24 protein-coding genes are annotated in these 24,223 nt (G+C 64.5%); 5 read left to right on the plus strand and 19 right to left on the minus strand.

What is annotated here, in order from left to right; genetic code table 11:
* Positions 1-46: 46 nt before the first annotated feature.
* The 15 genes from ACFVWT_RS15070 to ACFVWT_RS15140 form a co-directional block, all read right to left on the minus strand.
* Positions 47-679, minus strand: coding sequence for a MazG nucleotide pyrophosphohydrolase domain-containing protein (locus tag ACFVWT_RS15070; RefSeq protein WP_390249274.1), 633 nt, complete (start codon positions 677-679; stop codon positions 47-49).
* Between the two features lie 67 nt (positions 680-746).
* A complete protein-coding gene (locus tag ACFVWT_RS15075; RefSeq protein WP_011691006.1) occupies positions 747-1,892 on the minus strand; it encodes an adenosine deaminase in 1,146 nt (381 codons plus the stop codon).
* 69 nt (positions 1,893-1,961) lie between these two features.
* Positions 1,962-2,717, minus strand: a complete 756-nt coding sequence (locus ACFVWT_RS15080) for a DedA family protein (RefSeq protein ID WP_390249117.1) — start codon at positions 2,715-2,717, stop codon at positions 1,962-1,964.
* A 142-nt stretch (positions 2,718-2,859) separates the two neighbouring features.
* Entirely contained in the window at positions 2,860-3,492 is a 633-nt protein-coding gene (locus tag ACFVWT_RS15085) for a DedA family protein (protein ID WP_390249119.1), read from the minus strand.
* A gap of 100 nt (positions 3,493-3,592) precedes the next feature.
* A complete protein-coding gene (locus ACFVWT_RS15090; RefSeq protein ID WP_390249121.1) occupies positions 3,593-4,915 on the minus strand; it encodes a thymidine phosphorylase in 1,323 nt (440 codons plus the stop codon).
* Positions 4,912-5,349 carry a cytidine deaminase gene (locus ACFVWT_RS15095; RefSeq protein WP_390249123.1) on the minus strand — a complete coding sequence of 146 codons (438 nt, stop codon included), beginning with the start codon at positions 5,347-5,349 and terminating at the stop codon, positions 4,912-4,914. Before ACFVWT_RS15095 ends, ACFVWT_RS15090 begins: the two co-directional genes overlap by 4 nt.
* A gap of 5 nt (positions 5,350-5,354) precedes the next feature.
* Complete coding sequence (locus tag ACFVWT_RS15100; RefSeq protein ID WP_390249125.1) at positions 5,355-6,698, minus strand: ABC transporter permease; 1,344 nt, start codon at positions 6,696-6,698, stop codon at positions 5,355-5,357.
* Positions 6,695-8,098, minus strand: a complete 1,404-nt coding sequence (locus ACFVWT_RS15105) for an ABC transporter permease (RefSeq protein ID WP_390249127.1) — start codon at positions 8,096-8,098, stop codon at positions 6,695-6,697. Before ACFVWT_RS15105 ends, ACFVWT_RS15100 begins: the two co-directional genes overlap by 4 nt.
* Positions 8,095-9,711 carry an ABC transporter ATP-binding protein gene (locus ACFVWT_RS15110; RefSeq protein WP_390249129.1) on the minus strand — a complete coding sequence of 539 codons (1,617 nt, stop codon included), beginning with the start codon at positions 9,709-9,711 and terminating at the stop codon, positions 8,095-8,097. The genes ACFVWT_RS15105 and ACFVWT_RS15110 overlap by 4 nt, the downstream gene beginning before the upstream one ends.
* Positions 9,712-9,895: 184 nt before the next feature.
* A complete protein-coding gene (locus tag ACFVWT_RS15115; RefSeq protein WP_390249276.1) occupies positions 9,896-10,966 on the minus strand; it encodes a BMP family protein in 1,071 nt (356 codons plus the stop codon).
* 280 nt (positions 10,967-11,246) lie between these two features.
* Complete coding sequence (locus ACFVWT_RS15120) at positions 11,247-12,272, minus strand: NADP-dependent oxidoreductase (RefSeq protein ID WP_390249131.1); 1,026 nt, start codon at positions 12,270-12,272, stop codon at positions 11,247-11,249.
* Positions 12,269-12,700 (minus strand): organic hydroperoxide resistance protein, encoded by a 432-nt coding sequence (locus ACFVWT_RS15125; protein ID WP_390249134.1) that lies wholly within the window; start codon positions 12,698-12,700, stop codon positions 12,269-12,271. Before ACFVWT_RS15125 ends, ACFVWT_RS15120 begins: the two co-directional genes overlap by 4 nt.
* A gap of 46 nt (positions 12,701-12,746) precedes the next feature.
* Entirely contained in the window at positions 12,747-13,181 is a 435-nt protein-coding gene (locus ACFVWT_RS15130) for a MarR family winged helix-turn-helix transcriptional regulator (protein WP_390249136.1), read from the minus strand.
* A 162-nt stretch (positions 13,182-13,343) separates the two neighbouring features.
* Positions 13,344-14,543, minus strand: coding sequence for an amidohydrolase (locus ACFVWT_RS15135; RefSeq protein WP_043479326.1), 1,200 nt, complete (start codon positions 14,541-14,543; stop codon positions 13,344-13,346).
* A 151-nt stretch (positions 14,544-14,694) separates the two neighbouring features.
* Positions 14,695-15,828 (minus strand): mannose-1-phosphate guanylyltransferase, encoded by a 1,134-nt coding sequence (locus tag ACFVWT_RS15140; protein ID WP_390249138.1) that lies wholly within the window; start codon positions 15,826-15,828, stop codon positions 14,695-14,697.
* Between the two features lie 258 nt (positions 15,829-16,086).
* Between ACFVWT_RS15140 and sdhC the strand changes: the two genes are divergently transcribed.
* From sdhC to ACFVWT_RS15165, 5 genes are all read left to right on the plus strand, one after another.
* The gene (gene sdhC / locus ACFVWT_RS15145) at positions 16,087-16,467 is read left to right on the plus strand and encodes a succinate dehydrogenase, cytochrome b556 subunit (RefSeq protein WP_081818859.1); all 381 of its coding nucleotides are present in this window, start codon (positions 16,087-16,089) and stop codon (positions 16,465-16,467) included.
* Between the two features lie 3 nt (positions 16,468-16,470).
* Entirely contained in the window at positions 16,471-16,965 is a 495-nt protein-coding gene (locus ACFVWT_RS15150) for a succinate dehydrogenase hydrophobic membrane anchor subunit (protein ID WP_011690991.1), read from the plus strand.
* Between the two features lie 119 nt (positions 16,966-17,084).
* Complete coding sequence (gene sdhA, locus ACFVWT_RS15155) at positions 17,085-18,884, plus strand: succinate dehydrogenase flavoprotein subunit (RefSeq protein WP_390249141.1); 1,800 nt, start codon at positions 17,085-17,087, stop codon at positions 18,882-18,884.
* Between the two features lies 1 nt (position 18,885).
* A complete protein-coding gene (locus tag ACFVWT_RS15160) occupies positions 18,886-19,668 on the plus strand; it encodes a succinate dehydrogenase iron-sulfur subunit (protein ID WP_011690989.1) in 783 nt (260 codons plus the stop codon).
* Between the two features lie 127 nt (positions 19,669-19,795).
* Complete coding sequence (locus tag ACFVWT_RS15165) at positions 19,796-20,566, plus strand: alpha/beta hydrolase family protein (RefSeq protein WP_390249143.1); 771 nt, start codon at positions 19,796-19,798, stop codon at positions 20,564-20,566.
* Here the strand turns inward: ACFVWT_RS15165 and ACFVWT_RS15170 are convergent.
* The 4 genes from ACFVWT_RS15170 to ACFVWT_RS15185 all read right to left on the minus strand — a co-directional run bounded on the left by ACFVWT_RS15170 (position 20,523) and on the right by ACFVWT_RS15185 (position 24,216).
* The gene (locus tag ACFVWT_RS15170) at positions 20,523-21,716 is read right to left on the minus strand and encodes a YihY/virulence factor BrkB family protein (protein WP_390249145.1); all 1,194 of its coding nucleotides are present in this window, start codon (positions 21,714-21,716) and stop codon (positions 20,523-20,525) included. The two genes, ACFVWT_RS15165 and ACFVWT_RS15170, sit on opposite strands and share 44 nt — an antisense overlap.
* Positions 21,622-22,224: a 2'-5' RNA ligase family protein gene (locus tag ACFVWT_RS15175; protein WP_390249278.1), complete on the minus strand. Its 603-nt coding sequence runs from the start codon at positions 22,222-22,224 to the stop codon at positions 21,622-21,624. The genes ACFVWT_RS15170 and ACFVWT_RS15175 overlap by 95 nt, the downstream gene beginning before the upstream one ends.
* Positions 22,225-22,318: 94 nt before the next feature.
* Positions 22,319-23,362: a tryptophan--tRNA ligase gene (gene trpS, locus ACFVWT_RS15180; RefSeq protein WP_390249147.1), complete on the minus strand. Its 1,044-nt coding sequence runs from the start codon at positions 23,360-23,362 to the stop codon at positions 22,319-22,321.
* 20 nt (positions 23,363-23,382) lie between these two features.
* Complete coding sequence (locus ACFVWT_RS15185; protein ID WP_390249149.1) at positions 23,383-24,216, minus strand: exodeoxyribonuclease III; 834 nt, start codon at positions 24,214-24,216, stop codon at positions 23,383-23,385.
* Positions 24,217-24,223 lie beyond the last annotated feature (7 nt).

Below are 24,223 nucleotides of genomic sequence, written 5' to 3' on the forward strand. Positions count from 1 at the left end.
AGTCGAGAGTGGTGCACGTTACGGAAACCTATCCAGCACCCGGACGTCATGATCCCGTCCGGGGCAGGTCAGGGTGACCAGGGCGGTGGCTGTCCTGGTACCGCCGGACTGCCCCGCGGAGGGCGCGTTCGGCGTCGAAACCGCCGGTGCGGGCAGCCGCGACGAGCTCGAAGAGGAGATCTCCGATCTGTTGCTCGGAGTCCATCGTTTCGACAAGCTCAACCACCGGACGGGCACGTTCAGCCATCGGACGGGCACGTTCGAGTCCTGCCCGCGCCGCCCGGTCCAGGGATTTCCGGGCCCGGGCGAGGGCCGGGAGACCTTGCGGAATTCCCTCGAAGGGATCACCGCGTTCTGGTTTCTCGGCCAGCTTGATGGAGTCCCATTTCCGGACGATTTCCTCCACGCTTGCCGGGAACGTGTCCCGGAGCGAACCATCCGGTCGGAACACGTGCGGGTTCCGGCGGATCATCTTTGCCGTGAGGCCCCTGACGACGTCGTCGAAACCGAAACTGCCGCGTTCCTCTGCAAGCCGGGCGTGCAGCACGACCTGAAGCAGGACATCGCCGAGCTCACCGCGCAGCTCAGCCTCATCGGCGCCGGTTTCAATTGTTTCAGCTACCTCAAAGGCCTCCTCGAGGAGGTACTCCACCAGCGATTCGTGCGTCAGCGCCCCCATCCAGGGGCAGTGCTCCCTGAGGGCGGCGATGACGCCCACCAGGGAGTCAACCGGAACTGAACCGTCCTTAGGCAAGGTTGGCGTAGGCGTCGTTGATGTACTCAACGAGGGCTTCCTTTTCCTCCAGCGGCAGGAAGGCGGCTTCGGCGGCGTTGAGCGTGAGCTCCAGGATGTCGTCGAGGTCATAGTCGAAAGTCTCCACGAGCAGTTCGAACTCGTCGGTGAGGGTAACGCCGCTCATCAGCCGGTTGTCCGTGTTGATCGTGACATTGAAGCCGAGCTGGTAGAGCATGTCCAGCGGGTGGCTTTCGATGCCCTCGCCGAAACCGGCGATGGCGCCGGTCTGGAGGTTGGAAGAGGGGCAAATCTCCAGGGCAATGCCGCGGTCGCGGACCCAGCTGGAGAGCTCGCCGAGGGTCACCATCCCGATGTTCTCGTCGGCTTCCTCTGCCGAATCCTCGTCGTCGAATTCGACCGTGATGTCCTCGGCGATGCGCACGCCGTGGCCCAGCCGCAGTGCACGGCCGTCCACGAGGGCGGACTGGATGCTTTCGAGCCCTGCAGCTTCGCCGGCGTGGACAGTTGCGGGGAAGTTGTGCTGGGCGAGGTAGGTAAAGGCATCGCGGAAGCGGGACGGCAGGAACCCGTCTTCGGCTCCGGCAATGTCGAAGCCCACTGCACCGTTGTTACGGTGGCGGACTGCCAGTTCGGCGATTTCCTGGCCCCGGTCGGCGTGACGCATGGCCGTGATGAGCTGGCCCACCTGGATCTCCCGGCCGGTTTCGGCTACGGCGTCCACCCCGGCGTCAAGACCTTCCTGGATGGCCTCGACCACTTCGTCGAGCGTCAGGCCCTTCTGCAGGTGCTGCTCCGGTGCCCAGCGGACTTCGCCGTACACCACGCCGTCGTCGGCAAGGTCTTCCACGAATTCCTTGGCCACGCGGAAGAGGCCCTCTTTGGTCTGCATCACGGCGATCGTGTGGTCAAACGTTTCGAGGTAGCGGACCAGGGAGCCGGAGTCTGCGGATTCGCGGAACCACTCCCCCAGCGCCACGGGATCGGTGGAAGGCAGGGTGTGTCCCACGGCTTCCGCCAGTTCGATGATGGTGGCCGGGCGCAGGCCGCCGTCCAGGTGGTCGTGCAGGGATACCTTGGGGAGGCTCTTGAGGTCGAAGTCGATGGCAGGGGCAGCGTCAAGAATAGGCTCAGTCACGTACCAACCTTAGGGTCGGACGGCGTCCGGCGCCACCCGGAAAGCGGCGGCTTTAGCGGCGGCCCCGGTTCAGCGGCCCGGTTCCACTTCGGCGACGGCGGGCCTGGCCAGCGGGGCGACCTCAACGGCAGAGTCACGCTCCGCGCGCGTTCCTTGTTCCGGGGAGGGTTCCCTGCGGGTTTCCGTAGTGGTTTCCCCACCGGTAAGGGAACCATCGTGGCGCCCCAGCCGCTTGTGCCACCAGCGCAGCAGGTGGTCGATGATGATACCGAGGACGATGGCAAACACCACGGCAATGCCGGCGCCGAGCAGCGGATTGTCATGGAGCAACGGGAAGGAACTCGCCAGCAGGCCGATCCCGATGGAATACCCGACCCAGGTGAGGCAGGCGAGGGCATCGAGGATGAAGAACCTGCGGTGCGGGAAGGCGGTGGTGCCGGCGACGTAGTTGACCGCCACCCGGCCCCAGGGAATATACCGGGCCGTGAAGATCAGGACGGCGCCGCGCTTCTCCAGCTCATAATGGGCCCACGCGAAGACCTTCTGGACCTTGGGCTTGCGCATCCAGCGCCAGCGTTCAAGCCCGATCTTCCGCCCGAGCATGTACGCCATGTTGTCGCCGGCGATGGCACCGACCAACGCCGTGACGCCAAGGATCCAAAGGTTGGGTTCGCCGCTTTGGCGTGAAAATGCTGCAAGCGCCACGATGAGTGTTTCACTCGGAACAACCATCGCAAAGCCGTCAACAAAAAAGAACACCAGCAGGATGGGATAGATCCACCATTGACCTGCGGCATGGAGCACTGCCTCATTGATAAATTCCACGCGGGGCCCTGCTCCTATAAAGTGACGGAAATCGCTATTTAGTGTCCCATGTCAGCGGCCTGATCCGCTACGCTACGGCCGGGAAAAACTCACCCGCCGTCGTGTGCTTTCCGGCACCGTCCAGCGGGGGCCGGACGCCCGGTCAGGAGCCCGGGGCGGACTCCCCCGCAGGTTCCTCAGGCAGCCGGCCGCGGAGGCGGCTGATCAGGATGTCCACGAAAATGCCGAGCAGAATGGCGCAGACGATGGCAATGGTGGCACCCAGGAGGTGATTATCTTCGAACCACTGCCCGAAGAACAGCCCGATTGCCACTGAATACGAGGACCATAGGACTGCGGACAATACGGTCAGCCCGACGAAACGCAGGTGCCGGAAACGGGTGGCGCCGGCCGTGAGGTTGACGGCCACCCGGCCAATTGGAACAAACCGGGCCACGAGGACCAGCGACGCCGGCCTCTTCCGGAGCTCTTTTCCGGCCCAGTGAAAGGCGGCTTGCATTCGCGGTCCGCGCATCCACCGCCACCGGCGGGTACCCACCTTCCGTCCGATCAAGTAGGCGATGTTGTCGCCACCAAATGCGCCCAGTGCGGCCACGAGCATCAGCAGCCAGGGATTGGGGACATCAGCGGTCGCTGCGACGGCCGCCAGGCCAACAACCACCGACTCGCTGGGGATCGGCGGGAAGAACCCGTCGATCACGCAGCAGGCCAGCACCAGGAAGAGCACCCAGGGCTGCCCCGCCGCCGCGAGAATGAAGTCGTTGATAGCCTGCACAGTTTCCTAACGGCCGGGACCACCCGTTTTCTCCCCGGCCGGTTCGCGAGCGGCCAGTGGCGCCACCGCTACAGGAACCCGGCCGGGGAGAATCACGGGGTCAGGCGATGCGGTCGATGATGAGTTTCTGGGCAGGCCGGGAGCCTTCCGGCGCAATCACCACGGCACCTTCGAGGGCTTCCTTGGCGCGGCCGAACTTCTCCGGGGTGTCCGTCAGCAGTGTCATCAGCGGCTCGCCGGCCCGGACCATCGCACCAGGCTTGGCGTGCAGCCGGACGCCGGCACCCGCCTGAACCTGATCCTCCTTGCGCGCCCGGCCGGCACCCAGCCGCCAGGCGGCCACGCCCACGGCCAGGGCATCCAGCTCCACGAGGACACCGTCAGCCGGCGCATAGACAACCTCGGACTCCCTGGCAACGGGCAGCTTGGCCCGGGGATCCCCGCCCTGCGCCTCGATCATGCGGTTCCACACGTCCATGGCCCGGCCGTCCTTCAGCGCAGCGCGCGGGTCGGCATCATGCACGCCGGCACAAGCCAGCATCTCTTCCGCCAGCCGGACCGTCAGCTCCACGACGTCTTCCGGACCGCCCCCGGCCAGTACCTCCACGGACTCCTCCACCTCGATCGCGTTTCCCGCGGTCAGGCCCAGGGGCGTGTTCATGTTGGTCAGAAGGGCCACCGTGTTGACCCCCGCGTCCTTGCCCAGGGCCACCATGGTCTCGGCCAGTTCCCTGGCGCGGGCCTCGTCCTTCATGAATGCGCCGCTTCCCACCTTGACGTCGAGGACCAGGGAGCCGGTGCCCTCGGCAATTTTCTTGCTCATGATGGACGAGGCAATAAGCGGGATGGCCTCCACCGTTCCCGTGACGTCGCGCAGGGCGTACAGCTTCTTGTCCGCAGGGGCCAGTCCGGCGCCCGCGGCGCAGATCACTGCCCCGACGTCCTGGAGTTGGGCCATCATTTCGTCGTTGCTCAGCGCTGCGCGCCAGCCCGGGATCGATTCCAGCTTGTCCAGGGTGCCGCCGGTGTGGCCCAGGCCGCGGCCGGAGAGCTGCGGAACAGCCACACCGAAAACAGCAACCAACGGTGCGAGCGGGAGCGTGATCTTGTCCCCCACTCCCCCAGTGGAGTGTTTGTCCGACGTCGGCTTCACGCTGCCGTCGGCACGCCTCAGCCCGGAGAAGTCCATCCGTTCGCCGGATGCGATCATCGCGGCAGTCCAGCGTGAGATTTCCGCACGGTCCATGCCGTTGAGGAGGATGGCCATGTTCAGGGCGGCCATCTGCTCGTCGGCGATCGCACCGCGGGTGTAGGCGTCGATGGTCCAGTCGATCTGGGCCGGGCTCAGGACTCCCCTGTCCCGCTTGATGCGAATGATGTCGACGGCGTCGAACGCTTCAGTGTTGCTGGGGTTTGGTGTCACCGGGGTTCCTCCAGGTGTTGGGGACCGAAGGCATCGGGTAGCACCTGGTCCATTGTCTTAATTCCCTGCGCGGTCATGAGTTCCATGTCGGATGCCCGGAATTCGTACAGCAGCTGCCGGCAGCGCCCGCACGGCATCAGGATGTTGCCTCCGGCGTCCACGCAATAGAAGGCGCGAAGCAGGCCGCCTCCGGTCATGTGCAGGTTGCCCACGAGCGTGCATTCCGCGCACAGTGTCAGTCCGTAACTGGCGTTTTCGACGTTGCAGCCGCTCACAATCCGGCCGTCCGCGGTGAGGGCCGCTGCCCCCACCGCGAACATCGAATATGGCGCGTAAGCGTTCTTCATGGCTGAAACGGCCGCAGCTTCCAGAGCCGTCCAGTCGATATCGGTGCCTTTCGGGCCGGTGCCCGGGCGCGACGTATCGCCGTCCACTGCCCTCACCCCTTGACGTACGGTATGCCGTCAGCCGCCGGCGGCCTGGAGCGGCCCACCAGCCCGGCGACGGCGAGCACCGTCACCAGGTAGGGCAGCATGGCCATGAACTGGCTGGGAACCGGGGTGCCGATGATGGTCACGATGCTCTGCAGGTTGTCCGCGAAGCCGAACAGCAGCGCCGCAAAGAAGGCCCCGATCGGGTTCCACCGGCCGAAGATCAGCGCGGCCAGGGCAATGAAGCCGCGTCCGCCCGAGATCTCCTTGGTGAAACTGTCGATGGCCACCAGGGTGAAGAAGGAACCACCGATGCCTGCAACCGCTCCGCCGAGGGTGACGTTCCAGAAGCGCGTGGCGTTAACCTTGATGCCCATCGTGTCCGCGGCCTGCGGGTGTTCCCCGACGGCCCGGACGCGCAGGCCCCATTTTGTCTTGAAGAGGCCGACCCACACCACGGCGACTGCGATGTACATCAGGTAACCCACTACGGACTGCTTGAAGAGGATGGGGCCGATCACCGGAATGCTGGACAACACGGGGATGTCGATGATGGGCAGCCGTCCCGGTGAGTTGAACCGGGCCTTGTCGGCCTGCATGACGGTGCTGAACAGGAAGCCGGTCAGGCCCGAGACGAGGACGTTGAGTACCACGCCCACGATGATCTGGTTGACCAGGTATTTGATGCTGAAGACCGCCAGCACCATGGAGACGACGGCACCGGCGACTGCCGCTGCCAGCAGCCCGATGAAGGGGCTCTTGGTCAGGGTGGCCACCATGGCGGCCGTAAACGCGCCGCCCAGCAGCTGGCCCTCAATCGCAATGTTGACAACGCCCGCGCGTTCGCAGAGCACACCGGAAAGCGATCCGAACACGAGCGGGACCGCGAGAGTCACGGAACCGGCGATGAGCCCGGCGAGCGAGATGCTCGGCGTGCGGGCGCCGCCGACTACCCAGATCAGGAACGCTGCCACGAAGAGGACGATGAAGACGATGGGCAGCCAGCGGGGAGAGGCTTCGTTCCGCGTCTTGAGGTACACCGCGTAGGCGGCGAGGCCCAGCATCAGCACCGACAGGACGATTCCGCCAAGGAAAGCCGGAACTTCGATGGCCGGAAGCTGGAAGAAGTCCCCGCTTGAGGAAATTCCGAACTTGGCCGTCTGGTTGGGTCCCATGATGCCGAAGAAGATGAACGCGACGACGCCGAGGACAGCCAGCAGGACCGGCACCTTCCACGTCACGGGCTTTGCGGATACCGCGGGGGCATTATCCTCGGCCGGCCGCGGCGTTCCCGGCCGCTGCGTTCCCGGCTGCGGCTTTCCCGGAACGGGCGATGTTGCTGTTGTGCTCATGCTGCACCTCCGGTGGTGGCTGCCTTCTGGGACTTACCGACCGTGGCGGCCTTCTTCTTGCGGGGATTGAGCCCAAAGACGGCACGTACCAGGGGCGGTGCCGCGATGAACAGAACGATCAGCGACTGGACCACGAGCACAATGTCGATCGGGGTTCCGGTCTGGATCTGCATCTGCACTGCACCGGCGCGGAAGGCGCCGAACAGCAGGCCGGCAGCGAAGGTGCCCCACGGCGTCGAACGTCCCAGCAGGGCAACGGTGATGGCGTCGAAACCGTAGGTGGCTGCGACGCCGTCGGTCAGGACCTTTTCGGTTCCCGCCACCTGTGCCACGCCGGACATCCCGGCCAGGGCACCGGCGATCGCCATGACCAGGACCGTGGCCCGGGGCACGTTAATGCCGGCGGTCAGGGCCGCCTTGGGGTTGGCGCCGACCGCACGGAATTCAAAGCCGACGGTGGAGCGGTTAAGCAGCCACCAGACGAGAACGGTGGCGGCGATGGCCAGGACAAAGCCCAGGTGTAGCCGGTACTGGGTCCCGAAAATCTGCGGGTACACAGCGGTGGGATCCAGGATCGGCGAGATGGGGTTGGACTCCCCCGGCCGCTGGAACGCCGGCGTGTTCAGCAGGTAGCGCAGGAAGTACAGGGCGATGTAGTTGAACATGATGGTCAGGATCACTTCGTGGGCCCCGGTGCGGGCCTTCAGCAGGCCCACCAGTCCGCCCCAGATGGCGCCGCCCACGATGCCGGCAACGAGGACCAGCAGCAGGTGCAGGCCCAGCGGCAGGTGCAGCGCGAAGCCGACCCAGGCGGCGAGGATGCCGGCCATGATGATCTGGCCCTGGGCACCAATGTTGAACAGGCCGGCACGGAATGCCAGTGCGACGCCCAGGCCTGCCGTGATCAGCGGGGTGGCGATGGTGAGGGTTTCCATCAGCGGAGCAAACTGCACCGCGACGCTGGAGCCTTTCGGGTTGAAGACCGATCCCTGGAACAGGGCAATGTACGAACGTGTCGCGGCGTTCCAGACAGCCGAGAGGAAGTCCGAGGGCCTGGCGAAGAGGTAGCTTGCGGTGGCGCCCACCTGCTTGTCCGTGCTGGCAATCAGCAGTCCGCCGAGGATCAGGGCCAGCAGGACCGCCAGCACCGACACCATCCCGCTGCCGGTGAAGATCCGCCGGACCAGCGTTTCCGCGCCGCCGGGAACGGTGCCGCTTTGGGCCGAGACGGGAACGGCCGAGGGCTGCATTGCGCCGCCGGCGGTATCCAGTGCGGCGGCGGCTGCGGCCTCTTCGGCAGGCGCCTGGCGTTCGTGAGGCTGGGGGTCGGGGGCCTGGCCGTCGCGGCTGTCCGCCGCGTTCACTTCAGCCACGTGTTTGGGCTTGTCCTGTTCAGTCACTGGTCGCCTCCTTCGGCGCCGGAGGTGGAAGTCTGGACGGGCATGTGCCCGCTGGCGGCGCCGGCGCCGCTGCTGGTACCAGCTCCGCCGTGGGCTGCATCCGCGTGGGCGCTTTCCGGGGAAAGACCCGCCATCATCAGGCCGAGGACGTCGCGTCCGGTGCCGGCCGGGACGATGCCCACCAGTTTGCCCTTATAGAGAACGGCGATCCGGTCCGCCAGCTCAATCACTTCGTCCAGTTCAGTGGACACAATCATCACCGGCGTTCCCTGGTCCCGTTCGGCCACGATGCGTTTGTGCAGGAATTCGATGGAACCGACATCCACGCCGCGGGTGGGCTGGGAGGCGATGAACAGGCGCAGCGGCCGGGACAGTTCCCGGGCCATGACGACTTTCTGCTGGTTTCCGCCGGAGAGGGTACCTGCGGCCAATGACCCTGACGGTGTCCGGACATCGAACTCGTCGATCCTGGACTTGGCGTTCTCCAGGATCCGGGCAGGACTCATGCTGATGCCCTTGGCGAATGGCGGCTGGTCGTAGCGGTCCAGCACCAGGTTCTCCGCGATGGAGAACGTGCCGATCAGCCCGTCAACGGTCCGGTCTTCCGGGACGAAGCCGACGCCGGCCCGGAGCACTTCCTTGACACTGCGGCCCAGGAGCTCCTCGCCGTCCAGCAGGATTGATCCGTGGACGCGGTCCTGCAGGCCAAGGATGGCTTCCGTCAGTTCGGTCTGGCCGTTGCCCTGCACACCTGCGATGGCCAGGATTTCGCCGCGGGCAATGTCGAAGCTGATGCCGTCCACCACGTGCTGGCCGGTCGGGGCGATCACCGTGAGGTCCTTGACCTGGAACGTGGTTTCCTGCGGCTTGGCCGGGGCCTTGTCCAGGGTCAGGTTGACTGCGCGGCCCACCATCATGGACGCAAGCTCAGTGGTCGAAGCACCCGGGTCCGCCGTGCCCACCACCTTGCCGCGCCGGATGACAGTGATGGTGTCCGAGACGGCCTTCACTTCCCGGAGTTTGTGCGAGATGAAGACGATGGAGGTGCCGTGGCTTTTCAGCTGGCGCATGATGTCCAGGAGTTCGTCGGTGTCCTGGGGTGTCAGCACGGCGGTGGGCTCGTCAAGGATGAGCACCTTCGCATCGCGGACCAGGGCCTTGATGATTTCCACCCGCTGCTGGACACCGACGGGGAGCTCCTCGATCAGGGCGTCGGGGTCGACGTCGAAGCCGTATCTATCGGAGATCTCCTTGATCTTCCGCCGGGTGTCATCGAGGTTAAGGAAACCTCCAGCTTTGGTGGTTTCTGCCCCGAGCGCCACGTTCTCCGCAACAGTGAAGACCGGAACAAGCATGAAGTGCTGGTGCACCATGCCGATGCCCGCAGCCATCGCGTCGCCCGGGCCACGGAAGGTGACGGCTTTGCCGTCCACCAGGATTTCGCCCTCACTTGGCTCGTACAGGCCGTACAGGACATTCATCAGCGTGGACTTGCCAGCGCCGTTTTCACCAAGCAAACAATGAATTTGCCCGGGTTCAACAACCACATCGATGTGATCGTTGGCAACAAGGGAGCCGAAGCGTTTGGTGATCCCTCTGAGTTCAAGTTTCAAAACTCTGACCAATCTCGAAGCGTCCGGAAGATGTGCCCGGACGGGATATGTGGCTGCAGCACCAGCCTAGTGCCTGCAGCCGTTGGCGGAGCGGGCGCCGCAGCCCGGAAAAGCTGGCGCCAACGAAAAGCGCCACCGCCCGGAAGTCAGTGACCAACCGGGTGGTGGCGCTTTGCGGAGGGAACTAGGCCTTCGGGCTCGCTGCCGACTCGACCTTCAGCTTGCCGTCAACGATGTCCTTCTTGATCTTTTCCAGTTCGGTCTTCAGTTCCGCGGGAACCTGGGACTCCAGATCGTGGAACGGAGCCAGCTGCACGCCGTCGTTCGCGAGGGTACCGACGTACGGCGTGTTGGTGAACTTGCCGTCCTTGTCTTCCTTCACGACGGTCTCCACTGCTTCGCCCATCTGCTTCATGACGGAGGAGAGCATGATGTCCTTGTAGTCGGGAGCGGTGAGGAAGCCGTCGGAGTCAACCCAGATGAGCTTGACGTCCTTGCCTGCCGCCTTGGCTTCCTTGAGCGCTGCGCCTGCTCCCTTGCCGACGGGGCCGGCAACGGGCATCACGATGTCTGCGCCCTGGTCCAGGAAGTTCTGGGTCAGCTGCTTGCCCTTGTCCTGCTTTTCGAAGTCGCCCGTGAAGCTGCCGTCCTGCTTCGCCTTGTCCCAGCCAAGGATCTTGACGTCCTTGCCCTTCTGCTCGTTGTAGTACTTCACACCGTCTGCGTAGCCGTCCATGAAGATGGTGACCGTGGGGATCTTGATGCCGCCGAAGGTTGCCACCGTTCCGGTTTTGGTGGAGCCTGCCGCCAGGTATCCGGCCATGAAGGCAGCCTGGGCAGTGTCGTAGATGATCGGCTTGACGTTGCTGATGGGGGTGTCGTAGCCGAAGTCAATGATCGCGAAGTGCTTGTCCGGGTTGGCGGTGGCCTGGGCCTTGGTGGCATCGCCGAGCAGGAAGCCCACGGTGACGGTCAGGTTGCAGCCCGCGGTGACCATGGCGCGCAGGTTCGGCTCAAAGTCGTTGTTGGTCTTGGACTCGACCTGGTTGACCTTGATCCCGAGGTCCTTCTCCGTCTTCTTCAGGCCTTCGTAGGAGGACTGGTTGAACGACTGGTCGTCGAATCCACCCGAGTCGGAGACGATGCAGCCCGTGTAGTCGCTGGCCGTGGCGCTGGCGGTGCTGCCGGCTTCCGGGGCAGCCCCGCAGCCGGTCAGCAGGAGAGCGGCCGCCCCGACGGTGGCAACGCCGGTCATTGAACCGCGCTTGAGGGTTGCACGCAGTGAGTTCTTCAATTTTCCTCCAGGAACAAAGAGATAGGCGCTACGACGGGAGTTCAATGAGTGTCCGTTTCGAATGCTCCACACTGAAATTCTGTTTTCACTGATGGTTTCGCAGCACTGCGCCGAGGCGCACTGATGACAGCTACTGTAGTGGCCTGGAACACGTCCCGGCACCACGCCGCCACCCTTGCCCGGAGATTGTTGAGAACTTGTTACCTACCGGTAGCGGCCACCGCAAGTCACGTCCATTTTCCTAGATTCGGACCAGCATCTTCCCGGTGTTGGCGCCATCGAGGAGGTCCATGAAGGCCTGCGGGGCGTTTTCCAGACCGTCCACAACCGTTTCGTCGTAGCGGACGGTGCCGTCGGCCACCCAGGCGGAAACGGTCCGGACGAACTCATCCATGTGCTGCCAGTAACCGCCGACCAGGAATCCCTTGAGGGTCAGCTGCTTCCCGATGGCCTGCATGAGGTTACGGGGAGCGGGAGTCGGTTCGGTCGAGTTGTACTGCGCAATGGCACCGCACATGGCGACGCGGCCGCCCACCGTGAGCGCAGACAGGGCCGCTTCAAGGTGTTCACCGCCGACGTTGTCAAAGTACACGTCGATCCCGCGCTCGCCTGCGGCCGCTGCGAGTTGCCCGGCCACCGGATCGTCGTTGTAGTTGAACGCGGCGTCGAAGCCAAGCTCCAGCAGTCGCGCCACCTTTTCCGGCGACCCCGCACTGCCAATGACCCGGGACGCACCCATCGCTTTGGCAATCTGCCCCACGAGCGAACCTACGGCACCTGCTGCCCCGGAGACGAAGACCACTTCTCCGGGCTTGAATTCAGCCACCTTCAGGAGGCCCGCATAAGCCGTCAGGCCCGTCATGCCCAGGGCACCGAGGAACGCTGACGCGGGTGCCAGGTCGGTGCGCGCCAGGGATGTGGCGGCGGCATCAAGCACCGCGTATTCGCGCCAGCCGAGGGAATGCACGACGACGTCCCCCACCTTGCGTTCCTCCGACCGGGACGCGATCACCTCACCGACGGCGCCGCCGTCGAGCGCTGCATCCAGCGCAAACGGCGCTGAGTACGACTTGACGTCGTTCATGCGGCCGCGCATGTAGGGATCGACCGAGATGAACTGGTTGCGGACCAGCACCTGGCCGTCCTGCAGTTCCGGGAGCTCCGACTCGGCCAAGCGGAAGTTCTCCGGGACGGGCCGGCCGTGCGGACGGGAAGCCAGCTGGATCTCGCGGGTTGTACGGGGAAGGGTTGTGGTGTTGGCGCTCATGCGGCCACCTCCAGGATCTTGATGTCTACGTTGATGTTGCCGCGGGTGGCATTGGAATAGGGGCAGATCTGGTGCGCTTTGGCCACCAGCGCTTCCGCCGTTGCAAGGACCACGGCGGGCAGTGCGATTTCGAGTTCGGCGGCCAGGCCATAGCCCACGCCGTCCTCCAGCGCGCCGAAGTGGATCTTGGCTGCCACGGCAGAGTCCGTGAGATCGACCTTTTCCTTACGGCCCACCAGGCGCAGGGCTGAGTGGAAGCATGCGGCGTAACCGGCAGCGAACAGCTGTTCCGGATTGGTGCCCTGGCCGTTGCCGCCCAGTTCCACCGGGCTGGCCAGGCTGACGTCAAGCCGGCCGTCCTTGGTGCGGGCGTTCCCGTCCCGCCCTTCGCCCGAGGCGAGTGCTTCAGCTGTATAGAGGGTCTTCACGTGGTTCCGTTCTGTTGGATGGAAATTCTGCTCGATCGAAATCCGGCTAGCGGGAGGAATGGAGGGCGGCAGTCAGCCTGCCCAGGGTTTCCCGGAGCTGGTCGAGCTCTGCCGCGGACAGGCCCGCGGCATTGGCGAGCTGCTGGGGAATGGCGCCGGCCTTGGCGCTGAGCGCCGTGCCGGAGTCCGTGAGGAAGACTTCCACCCGCCGCTCATCCTCGGCCGAACGACGACGCTCCACGAGGCCCAGCGATTCGAGCCTCTTCAGCAACGGGGAGAGTGTGCCCGAGTCCAGGCCCAGCTCCTCCCCCAACTCGCGGACGCTGCGGGGCTGGTCCTCCCAGAGCACCAGCATGACGAGGTACTGGGGATAGGTCAGGCCCAGCTCATCCAGCATGGGCCGGTACACGGCCGTGGCCGCCTTCGACGCGGAGTAGAGCGCAAAGCACACCTGGCGGTTGAGTCTGGGAGCGTCGGTCATAAGAAAAACGATATCGCACAATTAAATTGTGCACAACTTATCTGCCGGCTAAGCGCGAACGGACAGTTAAGGCCCCGGTTTGGGGCATTAACTGTCCGTTCGCGCCGCTGGTGCGGGGCTTAAGTGTCCGTTCGCGCTGGCTCGTAGCGGGGCGTGGCGGGGCTAGAGGTCGCGGATGGTGCGGAGCGCTGCCGCGGTCAGGACCTGGATGCCGTACCCCAGGGCACGCTCGTCCAGGATGTAATCGCCCCGGTGAAGGTCATATTCCTCGCCGCCGGGAGTCTTGGTGCCAAGCCGCATCATAGCGCCCGGCAGTTCGGCCAGGAACCAGGCGAAATCTTCCCCGCCCATGGACTGGGGCGTGAGGACCACGGCACTTTCGGCGATCTCAGCGCGTGCAGCTGCCTCGATCAGGGCAGTCTCATGCTCGGAGTTGACCACAGGAGGGACTCCCCGGGTGTGCTCCAGCCGGACGTCCACGTTGTAGGGCGCGGCCACCTGGTGGACCACTTCATCCAGGAGTTCGCCGGCGCTGTGCCAGGCGTCGCGGTCCAGGCAGCGCATGGTGCCTGCCATGTAGCCCGTGCCCGGAATGGCATTGGGTGCCGAGCCGGCCGAGATGTGCCCCCACACCACGGAGACGCCGCTTCGAACATCCACGCGGCGGGACAGGACTGCCGGCACGTTGACCGCGATCTGCGCCAGGGCGAAAACGAGGTCCTCGGTGAGATGCGGCCGGGACGTGTGGCCGCCGCGGCCGGAAAGCTCAATCCTGATGGTGTCCGAAGCCGACGTGATGGCACCGATCCGGGTGCCGATCTTGCCCACCTCGATGCGCGGGTCGCAGTGCAGGGCGAGGATGCGCGGTACGCCTTCGAGCACGCCTTGCTCGATGCAGGAGTGTGCTCCGCCGGGCATGGTTTCCTCGGCAGGCTGGAAGATGATCCGTACGGTGCCGCCCAGGGGGGATTCCTGGTGCATGCGGTGCAGCACGAGGGCGATCCCCAACATGGTGGTGGTGTGGACATCGTGGCCGCAGGCATGGGTGACACCGTGGTTCTTGGACGCGAACGGCAGCCCCGTTTCCTCAATGATGGGGAGCGCGTCGATGTCGCCGCGGAGGGCGGTGGCAATGGGACCCTCACCGACGTCGACCGTAAGGCCTGTGCCTTCAAGCCGGCGCGGTTTGAGTCCGGCGGCTTCGAGCCGTTCGGCCAGCTTGTTCGTGGTCCGGAACTCCTTGAAGGACAGTTCGGGATGCGCATGAAGGTCACGGCGGAAATCGATCAGTTCCGGCAGCAGCGGCTCCAGCCACGGCCCCACAAGGGCGGTGGGCTCGGCTTCAGTAGTGTAATTGCGCACGAAACAACTCTAGCGACGCCGCCACGAATACCCGCATCAGCGTCGGAGGTTACGTATCCGGGAGCCGGCTCCCGGCGTCTGGAACGGCTCAGCCCGGCATTCCCGACGCGTGCGGGGAAGGCCGGGCTGAGCAGGGTTTGCCGTGTCCGGTTTAGAGGACGTCGGTGTCACCGCTGGCCTTGAGCGCATCCACGGCTGCTTTGACGCGCTGGGAGTGGGCCATGGTGGTGACCAGCAAGGCATCCGGCGTGTCTACGATGACCACGTCCTTGATGCCGATCAGCGCAATGACGCGCTTGGTGTCCGTGACAACCACGCCGCTTGCGTTTTCGGTGAAGACGCGGGCGCCTTCGCCGAGGACTGTCACGTCGTCCACTTCCTTGGCGCTGTTGAGCCGGCCCACGGAAGCAAAGTCGCCGACGTCGTCCCAACGGAAAGTTCCCGGCACGACGGCGACATCCCCGGCAGCGGCGGCAGGCTCCGCCACCGCGTAGTCGATGGCGATCTTCGGCAGCGTGGGCCAGATGCGGGTAGTGACCTCGTCACGTTCCGGGGTGTCCCAGGCCTGCGCAATTTCCGTGAGCCCCTTGAAGAGCTCAGGCTGGTTTGCCTCGAGGTGCTTCAGCATCAGTGACACCGGAGCAACGAACATGCCTGCATTCCAGACGTACTCTCCGCTGTCCACGTACTGCTGGGCAACGTCCTCGCTGGGCTTTTCCACGAACTCAACCACGGCCTGCGCGCTCGGGGCGTTCGGAATAGACAGCTTCTGGCCGGCACGGATGTAGCCGAATCCGGTGGACGGGTGCGTGGGCTTGATGCCTATGGTGACGATCTTTCCGGCCGCAGCCGTGTGGATGGCCTCGCGCACGGCATCCTGGAAGAGATCGTCGGGGCTGATCACCTGGTCCGCGGCGAAGGAGCCCATGATGGTGTCCGGATCCCGCTGGTACAGGATGGCGGCAGCGAGGCCGATGGCCGCGCCGGAGTCCTTGGGCTCGCTTTCCAGGATCAGGTCGGATTCCTGGATCTCCGGGAGCTGGCTGCAGACGGCGTTCCGGTGGGCAACGCCGGTAACAACCAGCACGCCTTTTCCGGCAAGCGGCTCCAGCCGGTCATAGGTCGCCCGCAGCAGCGTGCTGCCGGAACCGGTGAGATCGTGAAGAAATTTAGGGGCTGCTGCACGTGACAGGGGCCAGAGGCGGGTCCCCACTCCGCCTGCAGGAATTACCGCGATAAAACGGTCCAGCGGTGAATTCCGGCTTGTCACTATGTCTGTACTCATCACGGCCTACTTTAGCCGACCACCGCCCCGAGACCGGCAGATGCACTTTCGGCGACGCCGCCGGGACAGCCACAATGTGGCGTTCGTCTCAAAAATGCGCGAAAACCGCGCGGGGAGGCGTCACCAACGAGTTCCTGAATTGAATAAGCTGTGAGCGAAGCCTAGATTTAGGCTTGAGCTTACGAGTGCTCTCGCAGCAGGCGTTCCCCCCGCGTGGATCCCATGCCAGCGCCGCTGTGTTGCAGGGAGGTTTATTCAGTGCCGACAAAACCAGCTGGCACCTTGTACCGCGGCCGTGAAGGCATGTGGTCCTGGGTTGGACACCGCATTACCGGTGTAGTGATTTTCTTCTTCTTGTTGGTCCATGTGCTGGACACCTCATTGGTGCGCGTGTCCCCCGAGGCATACACCGCCGTGATCGGCGCCTACAAGAACCCCCTGATGGCCCTGGGTGAAACGGGCCTTGTCGCAGCGATCGTGTTCCACGCCTTCAACGGCCTGCGGATCATCGCCGTCGACTTCTGGAAGAAGGGCGCGAAGTACCAGCGCCAAATGCTGTGGACGGTCCTGATTCTCTGGGTCATCGTCATGGTGGGCTTCTCCATCCGCCACCTTTCCCTCGCCTTTGGAGGTCACTAAGCCATGACTGCAACCATTCAGAGTCCCCGCAGCGGAAAAGACGGCGGGAAGCCGGGCGCAGGACTGATTGCCCCCAAGTACCGCCGCAGCGGCGCGTCGAAGGGCAACTTCGAAATGGCTGCCTGGCTGTTCATGCGGCTTTCGGGCGTTGTCCTGGTAGTCCTGATCTTCGGGCACCTCTTCGTCAACCTCATGGTGGGAGAGGGCATCCATGCCATTGACTTCGGTTTCGTGGCCGGCAAGTGGGCCGATCCGTTCTGGCAGTTCTGGGACCTGGCCATGCTCTGGCTTGCCATGCTGCACGGCACCAACGGTGTCCGCACCATCATCAACGATTACGCCGAGAAGGACTCCACGCGCTTCTGGCTGAAGATCGTCCTTTACGCCGCAACGGCCGTCATCATCATCCTGGGTACCCTGGTGATCTTCACCTTCAACCCGTGCCCGCTGGATGTCAACGGCGTACCGCTGCCGGGCGGCTTCTGCCCCGCAGCCTAGCGGCATTTTCCTCCCAGGGGGGATCAGCCGTGCCCGCACTGAGCGGGCCGACGGATTTACGGTGCAGGCTCCGCCCGCCCGTGGTTTTATAGCGAATTTTGAGAGAAAGAGCGTCTGGTATGCAGGTCCATAAGTACGACGTCGTCATCGTCGGTGCCGGTGGCGCTGGCATGCGCGCCGCGATCGAATCCGGTCAGCGCGCGCGCACAGCAGTACTGACCAAGCTCTACCCCACCCGCTCGCACACCGGTGCGGCGCAGGGTGGCATGTGTGCAGCACTGGCCAATGTCGAGGAAGACAACTGGGAGTGGCACACGTTCGACACCATTAAGGGCGGCGACTACCTGGTGGACCAGGACGCGGCCGAGGTCATGGCGAAGGAAGCCATCGACGCCGTGCTGGATCTGGAAAAGATGGGTCTGCCGTTCAACCGCACGCCGGAAGGCCGGATTGACCAGCGCCGCTTCGGCGGCCACACCCGTGACCACGGCAAGGCCCCCGTCCGCCGTGCCTGCTACGCAGCAGACCGCACCGGCCACATGATCCTGCAGACGCTGTACCAGAACTGTGTCAAGCACAACGTTGAGTTCTACAACGAGTACTACGTCCTGGACCTCCTGACGGTGGAGGAAGACGCAGTCCGCGAGGACGGCACGCCGTACAAGCAGAAGCGCGTTGCCGGCGTCGTGTCCTACGACCTGGCGTCGGGCGAACTGCACGTATTCCAGGCCAAGTCGGTCGTGTTCGCCTCCGGCGGCGCCGGCAAGGTCTTCAAGACCACGTCCAACGCGCACACCCTGACCGGCGACGGCATGGGCATCGCGTTCCGCCGCGGCATTCCCCTGGAGGACATGGAATTCTTCCAGTTCCACCCGACCGGTCTTGCCGGCCTGGGCATCCTCCTGTCGGAAGCCGCGCGTGGCGAAGGGGCCATCCTGCGCAACTCCGAGGGTGAGCGCTTCATGGAGCGCTACGCCCCCACCATCAAGGACCTGGCACCCCGTGACATCGTGGCGCGTTCCATGGCCAACGAGGTCCGCGAGGGCCGCGGCTGTGGACCGAACAAGGACTACGTGCTCCTTGACCTGACGCACCTCGAACCCGCGCACATCGACGCCAAACTGCCGGATATCACCGAATTTGCGCGCACCTACCTGGGTGTGGAGCCGTACACGGAGCCGGTTCCGGTGTTCCCGACGGCGCACTACGCAATGGGCGGCATCCCCACCAACATCACCACCGAAGTCCTGCAGGATAACGACACCGTGGTGCCGGGCCTTTACGCGGCCGGCGAAGTGGCCTGCGTTTCGGTCCACGGCTCCAACCGCCTGGGCACCAACTCGCTGCTGGACATCAACGTGTTCGGCAAGCGCGCCGGCATTGCCGCCGCGGAGTACGCCAAGACGGCCGACTTCGTGGATCTCCCGGCGGACCCGGAGGCGTACACCATCGAGCTGCTGGACATTGCCCGCAACGGCACCGGCGACGAGAAGGTGGCCGTGATCCGCAAGGAACTCCAGGACACCATGGATGCCAACATGCAGGTGTTCCGCACGGCCGACACCTTGAACCAGGTCCTGAAGGACATCGAGTCCTTCGAGGCCCGGTACAAGAACATCAGCGTTCAGGACAAGGGCAAGCGCTTCAACCTTGACCTGCTTGAGGCCGTTGAACTGGGCTTCCTGCTGGAACTGGCCAAGGTCATGACGGTGGCAGCCCTGCACCGGGAGGAGTCCCGCGGCGGACACTTCCGCGAGGACTTCCCGGAACGTGACGACGAAAAATTCATGAAGCACTCCATGGCGTACAAGGACGACCACGCCCCGGCGGACGGCTCTGCAGAGGCAATTGCCGGCATCCGCCTGGCCACCAAACCGGTTGTCTTTACCCGCTACGAGCCGATGGTGAGGAAGTACTAAGATGTCCGCCGAACTTGCTGAGCCAGCCTCAAAGATCGAACTGCCCGCGCACATCGGAGGCGGCGGAGAGATCCCGACGTTCGACGTGACCCTGCGCGTGCGCCGTTACAACCCCGAGGTTTCCGAGGAAGCCACCTGGGACGATTTCAAGGTCACCATGTATGGCACCGACCGCGTGCTGGATGCCCTGCACAAGGTCAAGTGGGAAATCGACGGCAGCGTCTCCTTCCGCCGTTCCTGCGCCCACGGCGTCTGCGGTTCCGATGCCATGCGCATCAACGGCCGCAACCGCCTCGCGTGCAAGACCCTGCTGAAGGACCTGGACACGACCAAGCCCATCACCGTGGAACCCATCAAGGGCCTGCCGGTGGAGAAGGACCTGATCGTGGACATGGAGCCGTTCTTCCAGTCCTTCCGCGAAGTCATGCCGTTCCTTATCAACAAGGGCCACGAGCCCACCAAGGAACGCCTGCAGTCCGCGGAGGACCGTGAGCGCTTCGACGACACCACCAAGTGCATCCTGTGCGCCGCGTGCACGTCGTCCTGCCCGGTCTTCTGGACCGACGGCCAGTACTTTGGCCCGGCAGCGATCGTCAACGCCCACCGCTTCATCTTCGATTCCCGTGATGACGCCGGCGACATGCGCCTGGAAATCCTCAACGACAAGGAAGGCGTGTGGCGCTGCCGCACCACCTTCAACTGCACCGAAGCATGCCCCCGCGGCATCCAGGTCACGCAGGCCATCGCAGAGGTCAAGCAGGCAATCCTCTCCCGCAAGATCTAGCGACTGGTCCGCCAGAACCTAAAGAGTCAGAACCAAGAGAACCACGACGACGGCGCCTCTCACCTTTCAGGTGGGGGCGCCGTCGTTGTTTCACGGCACGTTACCGCCTCCCTACGAAAGGGTCCCCATGTCCCGCTCCGAAAAAGTCAGCTTCGAAGGATCCACCGGCGAATTGCTTTCCGGCATCATCGACGTACCGGAAGGGCCGGTGAAGGGCTGGGGTGTGTTCTCGCACGGGTTCACCCTGGGCAAGGACAGCCCGTCGGCGTCCCGGATGTGCAAGGCACTGGCGGACAACGGAGTGGGGATGCTCCGCTTCGACAACCTGGGACTGGGCGATTCCGGCGGGTACTGGTCCGAGGGCTCCTTCAGCCACAAGGTGGCGGACACCGTCAAGGCCGCGGAGTTCATGCGGGCCGAGGGTAAGCCGGTCTCGCTGCTGGTGGGGCATTCATTCGGCGGAGCCGCCGTCCTGGCGGCAGCAAAGGAAATTCCCGAACTTGACGCCGTGGCCACCGTGGGAGCCCCGTTCTCCCCCAAGCACGTGGCCCACGTGTTTGACGCTGCCCTGGACCGCATCCTCAGCGAAGGCAGCGCGGAGGTGGACCTGGGCGGCAAGCGCGTGGAGATACGCCGGCACTTCGTCGAGGACCTCGAGAATGCGGACCTGACCGACTGCATCAAGCAGCTGCACAAACCCCTCATGGTGCTGCACTCCCCCACGGACAACACTGTGGGAATCGAAAACGCCAGCACCATCTTCCAGACGGCACGGCACCCCCGAAGCTTCGTCTCGCTGGAAGGCAGCGACCACCTGCTGACCGGCAAAGGCCAGGCGGCCCGTGCCGCAAAAATCATTTCCGCGTGGGCAGACCAGTACCTCGACGGCGGCCGGTAGCCGCGGGCCGGCCCCGCTCCACTGGCGTCTTTCCGGGCTGGACCTGACGGGAACCCCATCCGGTTGCCTTCGGATCAGGTGCATTCTTCAGGTCTTCTTCCCTAACGGCTGACCAGGCCGCTGACACCAAATAGACCTGACTGACCAGGTTGAACCAGATGAGCAGCCCGATGATGATCGCGAACGGCGCGAGAATCGGGTTGCGTCCTGCGCTGGCAAGCAGCTCAGTGCTGAAGATCTGGAGCACAGTGGTTCCCGCAGCCGACAGGACGGTTCCTTCAAGCAGTGCCCGACGGGTAAGTTTCAGCCCCGCCGCCAGCCGGAACATGATCAGGGCGGTCACCCAGCCCAGCGCCAGCGGCACGCCCACTTTGATTGCAGTCGTCAGCGGCCAGGCCATCACCGGATCCAACCGCAGCTGCTCAGTGACCCACCCGGCTGCGGTACCGAAAATCAAGGAGGCGGCGGCGCTGAGCACCAGTGCCACGCCCAGCAACAACAAGATGCCGGCGTCCCGCAGTGTCTGCAGGACCGGGTTCATCCCACGCGGGCCGAGCTGCATCATGCCCCGCACGCCGTCGCGGATGCCGCTGATCCAGCCCAAGGCGGTGAAGACCGTCACCACGGCGGCGATCACGGCGGTCCAGCCCAGGCCGGAGGGGCTCAGCAGCTCGTAGGGATCCACCAGCCCCTCGCCGCCGTCGACCTTCATCAGACCCGGCGCAGCCTTGGCCACGCTCCTGATCACCTGGTCCAGCAGGGCCGGCTGTCCGCTGAGGGCGAGGCCGGCCAGCGAAAGGCCGGTGGCCAGCAGACCCGTGATGGAGAAGAACATCCTGAAGCCGATACCAGCCGCCATGAGCGGACCGTGCTGCAGGTTGTAGTGCTGGAACGCACGCATGGGACGGAAAGCATTCAGCCGGGCTAGCAGCCACTGGGACATGGCGGACAGGCCGGCCACGGCGCCGCTGCCGGACCTGCGCGCCTTGCTCCACTCGACCTTCTTCCGGCTCACTTCCAGCCTCAGCCGCGCGCGCTCCGTGGGAAGCGGAGGCTCAGTTGCCGTCTGGGCCGCCTGTGCCGGACGTGCCCCGGGTGTGGTCAGTTTCGATGCCAAAGTCGAGTTCTTCCCGTAGCTGCCAAATGCCATTGATGTCATGCTCGTACAGCCCCATGCTAACCACAGGGAATGTGGCCCGGTAATCCTTGAGCACCGTTTCGGCCTCATCCAGGCTCTCCGGCGGCACATCATGGGCAATGGTCACATGCGGATGGTAGGCAAACGGCAGTTCCCGTTCCAACGGACCGGTCTGCAGCTGTTCGTGCAGGTTCACGCAGTGACCGAAGCCGTCTTCTACGTTCAGGAAGACCACCGGGGACACGGGACGGAAGGAGCCCGTCCCCGCAATGGTGACCGTAAACGGTTCCTGCCTGCGTGCAACTTCGCGGACATGGCTTCGGGTGGCCTCCCAGTCCTTGGTGGGAGTGGTGGTGACCAGCGTGATGTGCGCGGGAATGACGCCGGCCATGGGGTCCCCGAACGATGCCCGCCAGCGCTGGAGTTCCTCGGCTATGTCCGGCGGGAAGCCCAGGATGACGCCGACGCTCATCTCATCGGTAGTGGCCTGACGCTTACGTGGCGCTGTGCCCCGCATCATGGCAGCGTCATCATCGGCGCCAACGAATTTTCCCTCTCCGCGGTATGCAGGGGAGGTTTCGTTTGCTGTGACTTTGCTGGCTGATGACATGGGGCTAGCGGACTCCTGCGAGGGTGAGGGACGGCAGGAAGCCCATGCGGTCATAGACCTGGCCGAGCGTCACGGAGGCGATTTCCCGGGCACGTTCGGCGCCCTGGGCCAGGAGCCTGTCCAGCTCCGCCGGATCCGCCATCAGTTCGTTGGTCCGGTCCCGGAGGGGGGTGATGAAATCCACCATGACGTCCGCGAGGTCCTTTTTGAGGTGGCCGTACATCTTGCCCTGGTACTCCGCCTCCAGTTCGGCCACGGACTTCCCGGTGAGCGTCGAGTAGATGGTGAGCAGGTTGGAGACCCCCGGCTTGGCTTCGGCGTCGAACCGGATCTCGGTCCCGGTATCCGTCACTGCGGACTTGATGCGCTTCGCCGCGATCTTGGGGTCCTCCAGGAGCTGGATGGAACCGTGGGGCGACCCGCCTGTCTTGGACATCTTGGCAGTCGGGCTTTGGAGGTCGTAGATCTTGGCGGTGGCCTTCAGGATCGTGGCCTCGGGCACCGTGAACGTGTGGCCAAAGCGGGTATTGAAGCGCTGGGCCAGGTTACGGGTCAGTTCCAGGTGCTGGCGCTGGTCCTCGCCGACCGGGACGAGGTCGGTCTGGTACAGGAGGATGTCCGCGGCCATCAGGGTTGGGTAGGCGAACAGGCCAAGCGTTGCGGAGTCAGCCCCGGACTTCTGCGTCTTGTCCTTGAACTGCGTCATGCGTGAGGCCTCACCGAAGCCGGTGATGCAGTTCAGCGCCCAGGCCAGTTGGGCGTGCTCCGGAACGTGGGACTGCACGAAGAAGATGCTCTTGTCCGGGTCAATGCCGGCCGCAATGTACTGCGCAGCCACCACGCGGGTGCGCTTGGCCAGCTCTGCTGGTTCGAAATCAACGGTGATGGCGTGGAGGTCAGGGATGAAGAACACGGCGTCGTATTCAGCCTGCATGTCCACCCAGTTTCGGACGGCGCCGATGTAGTTGCCCAGGTGCAGCGAGTCCGCTGTGGGCTTGGCACCGGAGAGAATGCGTTTCTTGGTCACCGTGGAAGTCGAGCTAGTCATTGTGAGAAAAACCTTCGGGCTTAGAGCTGGTAGTCCACTACCAGCGGTGCGTGGTCGGAGAAGCGGGTGTCCCATGACGGCGCCCGGTCCACGGTCGCCGAAATGGCGGCGGCGGCCAGGGCGGGAGTGGCCATGTGGTAGTCGATGCGCCAGCCTGTGTCGGTATCAAAGGCCTTGCCGCGCTGGGACCACCAGGTGTAGGGGCCGTCGACGTTTCCCGCCAGGCCCCTGTGGACATCCCTCCATCCGATTTCTTCGCCGAAAAAGCGGTCAAAGTACGCGCGTTCCTCGGGAAGGAAGCCCGCCCGCTTGACGTTGCCCTTCCAGTTCCTGATGTCCAGCTCAGTGTGGCCCACGTTGAGGTCACCCACCACGAGTGCGTGGTCGCTGTGCTTCGCCAGCTCGGGAAGGCGGTTCTCCACGACGTCCAGGAAACGGAATTTGTCGTCCTGCTTGGGGGTCCCGGCCTCACCGGAGTGAACGTAGGCACTCACCACCGTCAGCTGGACCGGGGCACCGGCGGCGTCCGTAACGCGGAAGTCAGCCTCGACCCAGCGGCCGGCGGTGGCAAAGTAGTCGTCTCCGATGTGCGGGCGGGTGGCCAGCGGCTCGGTGCGGGAGGCAATGGCCACGCCCGCGCGGCCCTTGGCTTCGGCTTCTTCATGAAGGATGAACCAGCCCTCGCCCAGGAGTTCACGGACGATTTTGTCCGGCGCCCTGACCTCCTGCAGGCAAAGGATGTCCACGTCGCGTGGCTCAAGCCACTCCGCCATGCCGTTCCGATAGGCAGCGCGGAGGCCGTTGACGTTGACTGATGCGATGCGAAGGTGGTCCTTCTTCAATGCCGAGCTCACCCGCTCC

This window comes from Arthrobacter sp. NPDC058288 (assembly GCF_042880995.1).
Lineage (GTDB): Bacteria > Actinomycetota > Actinomycetes > Actinomycetales > Micrococcaceae > Arthrobacter.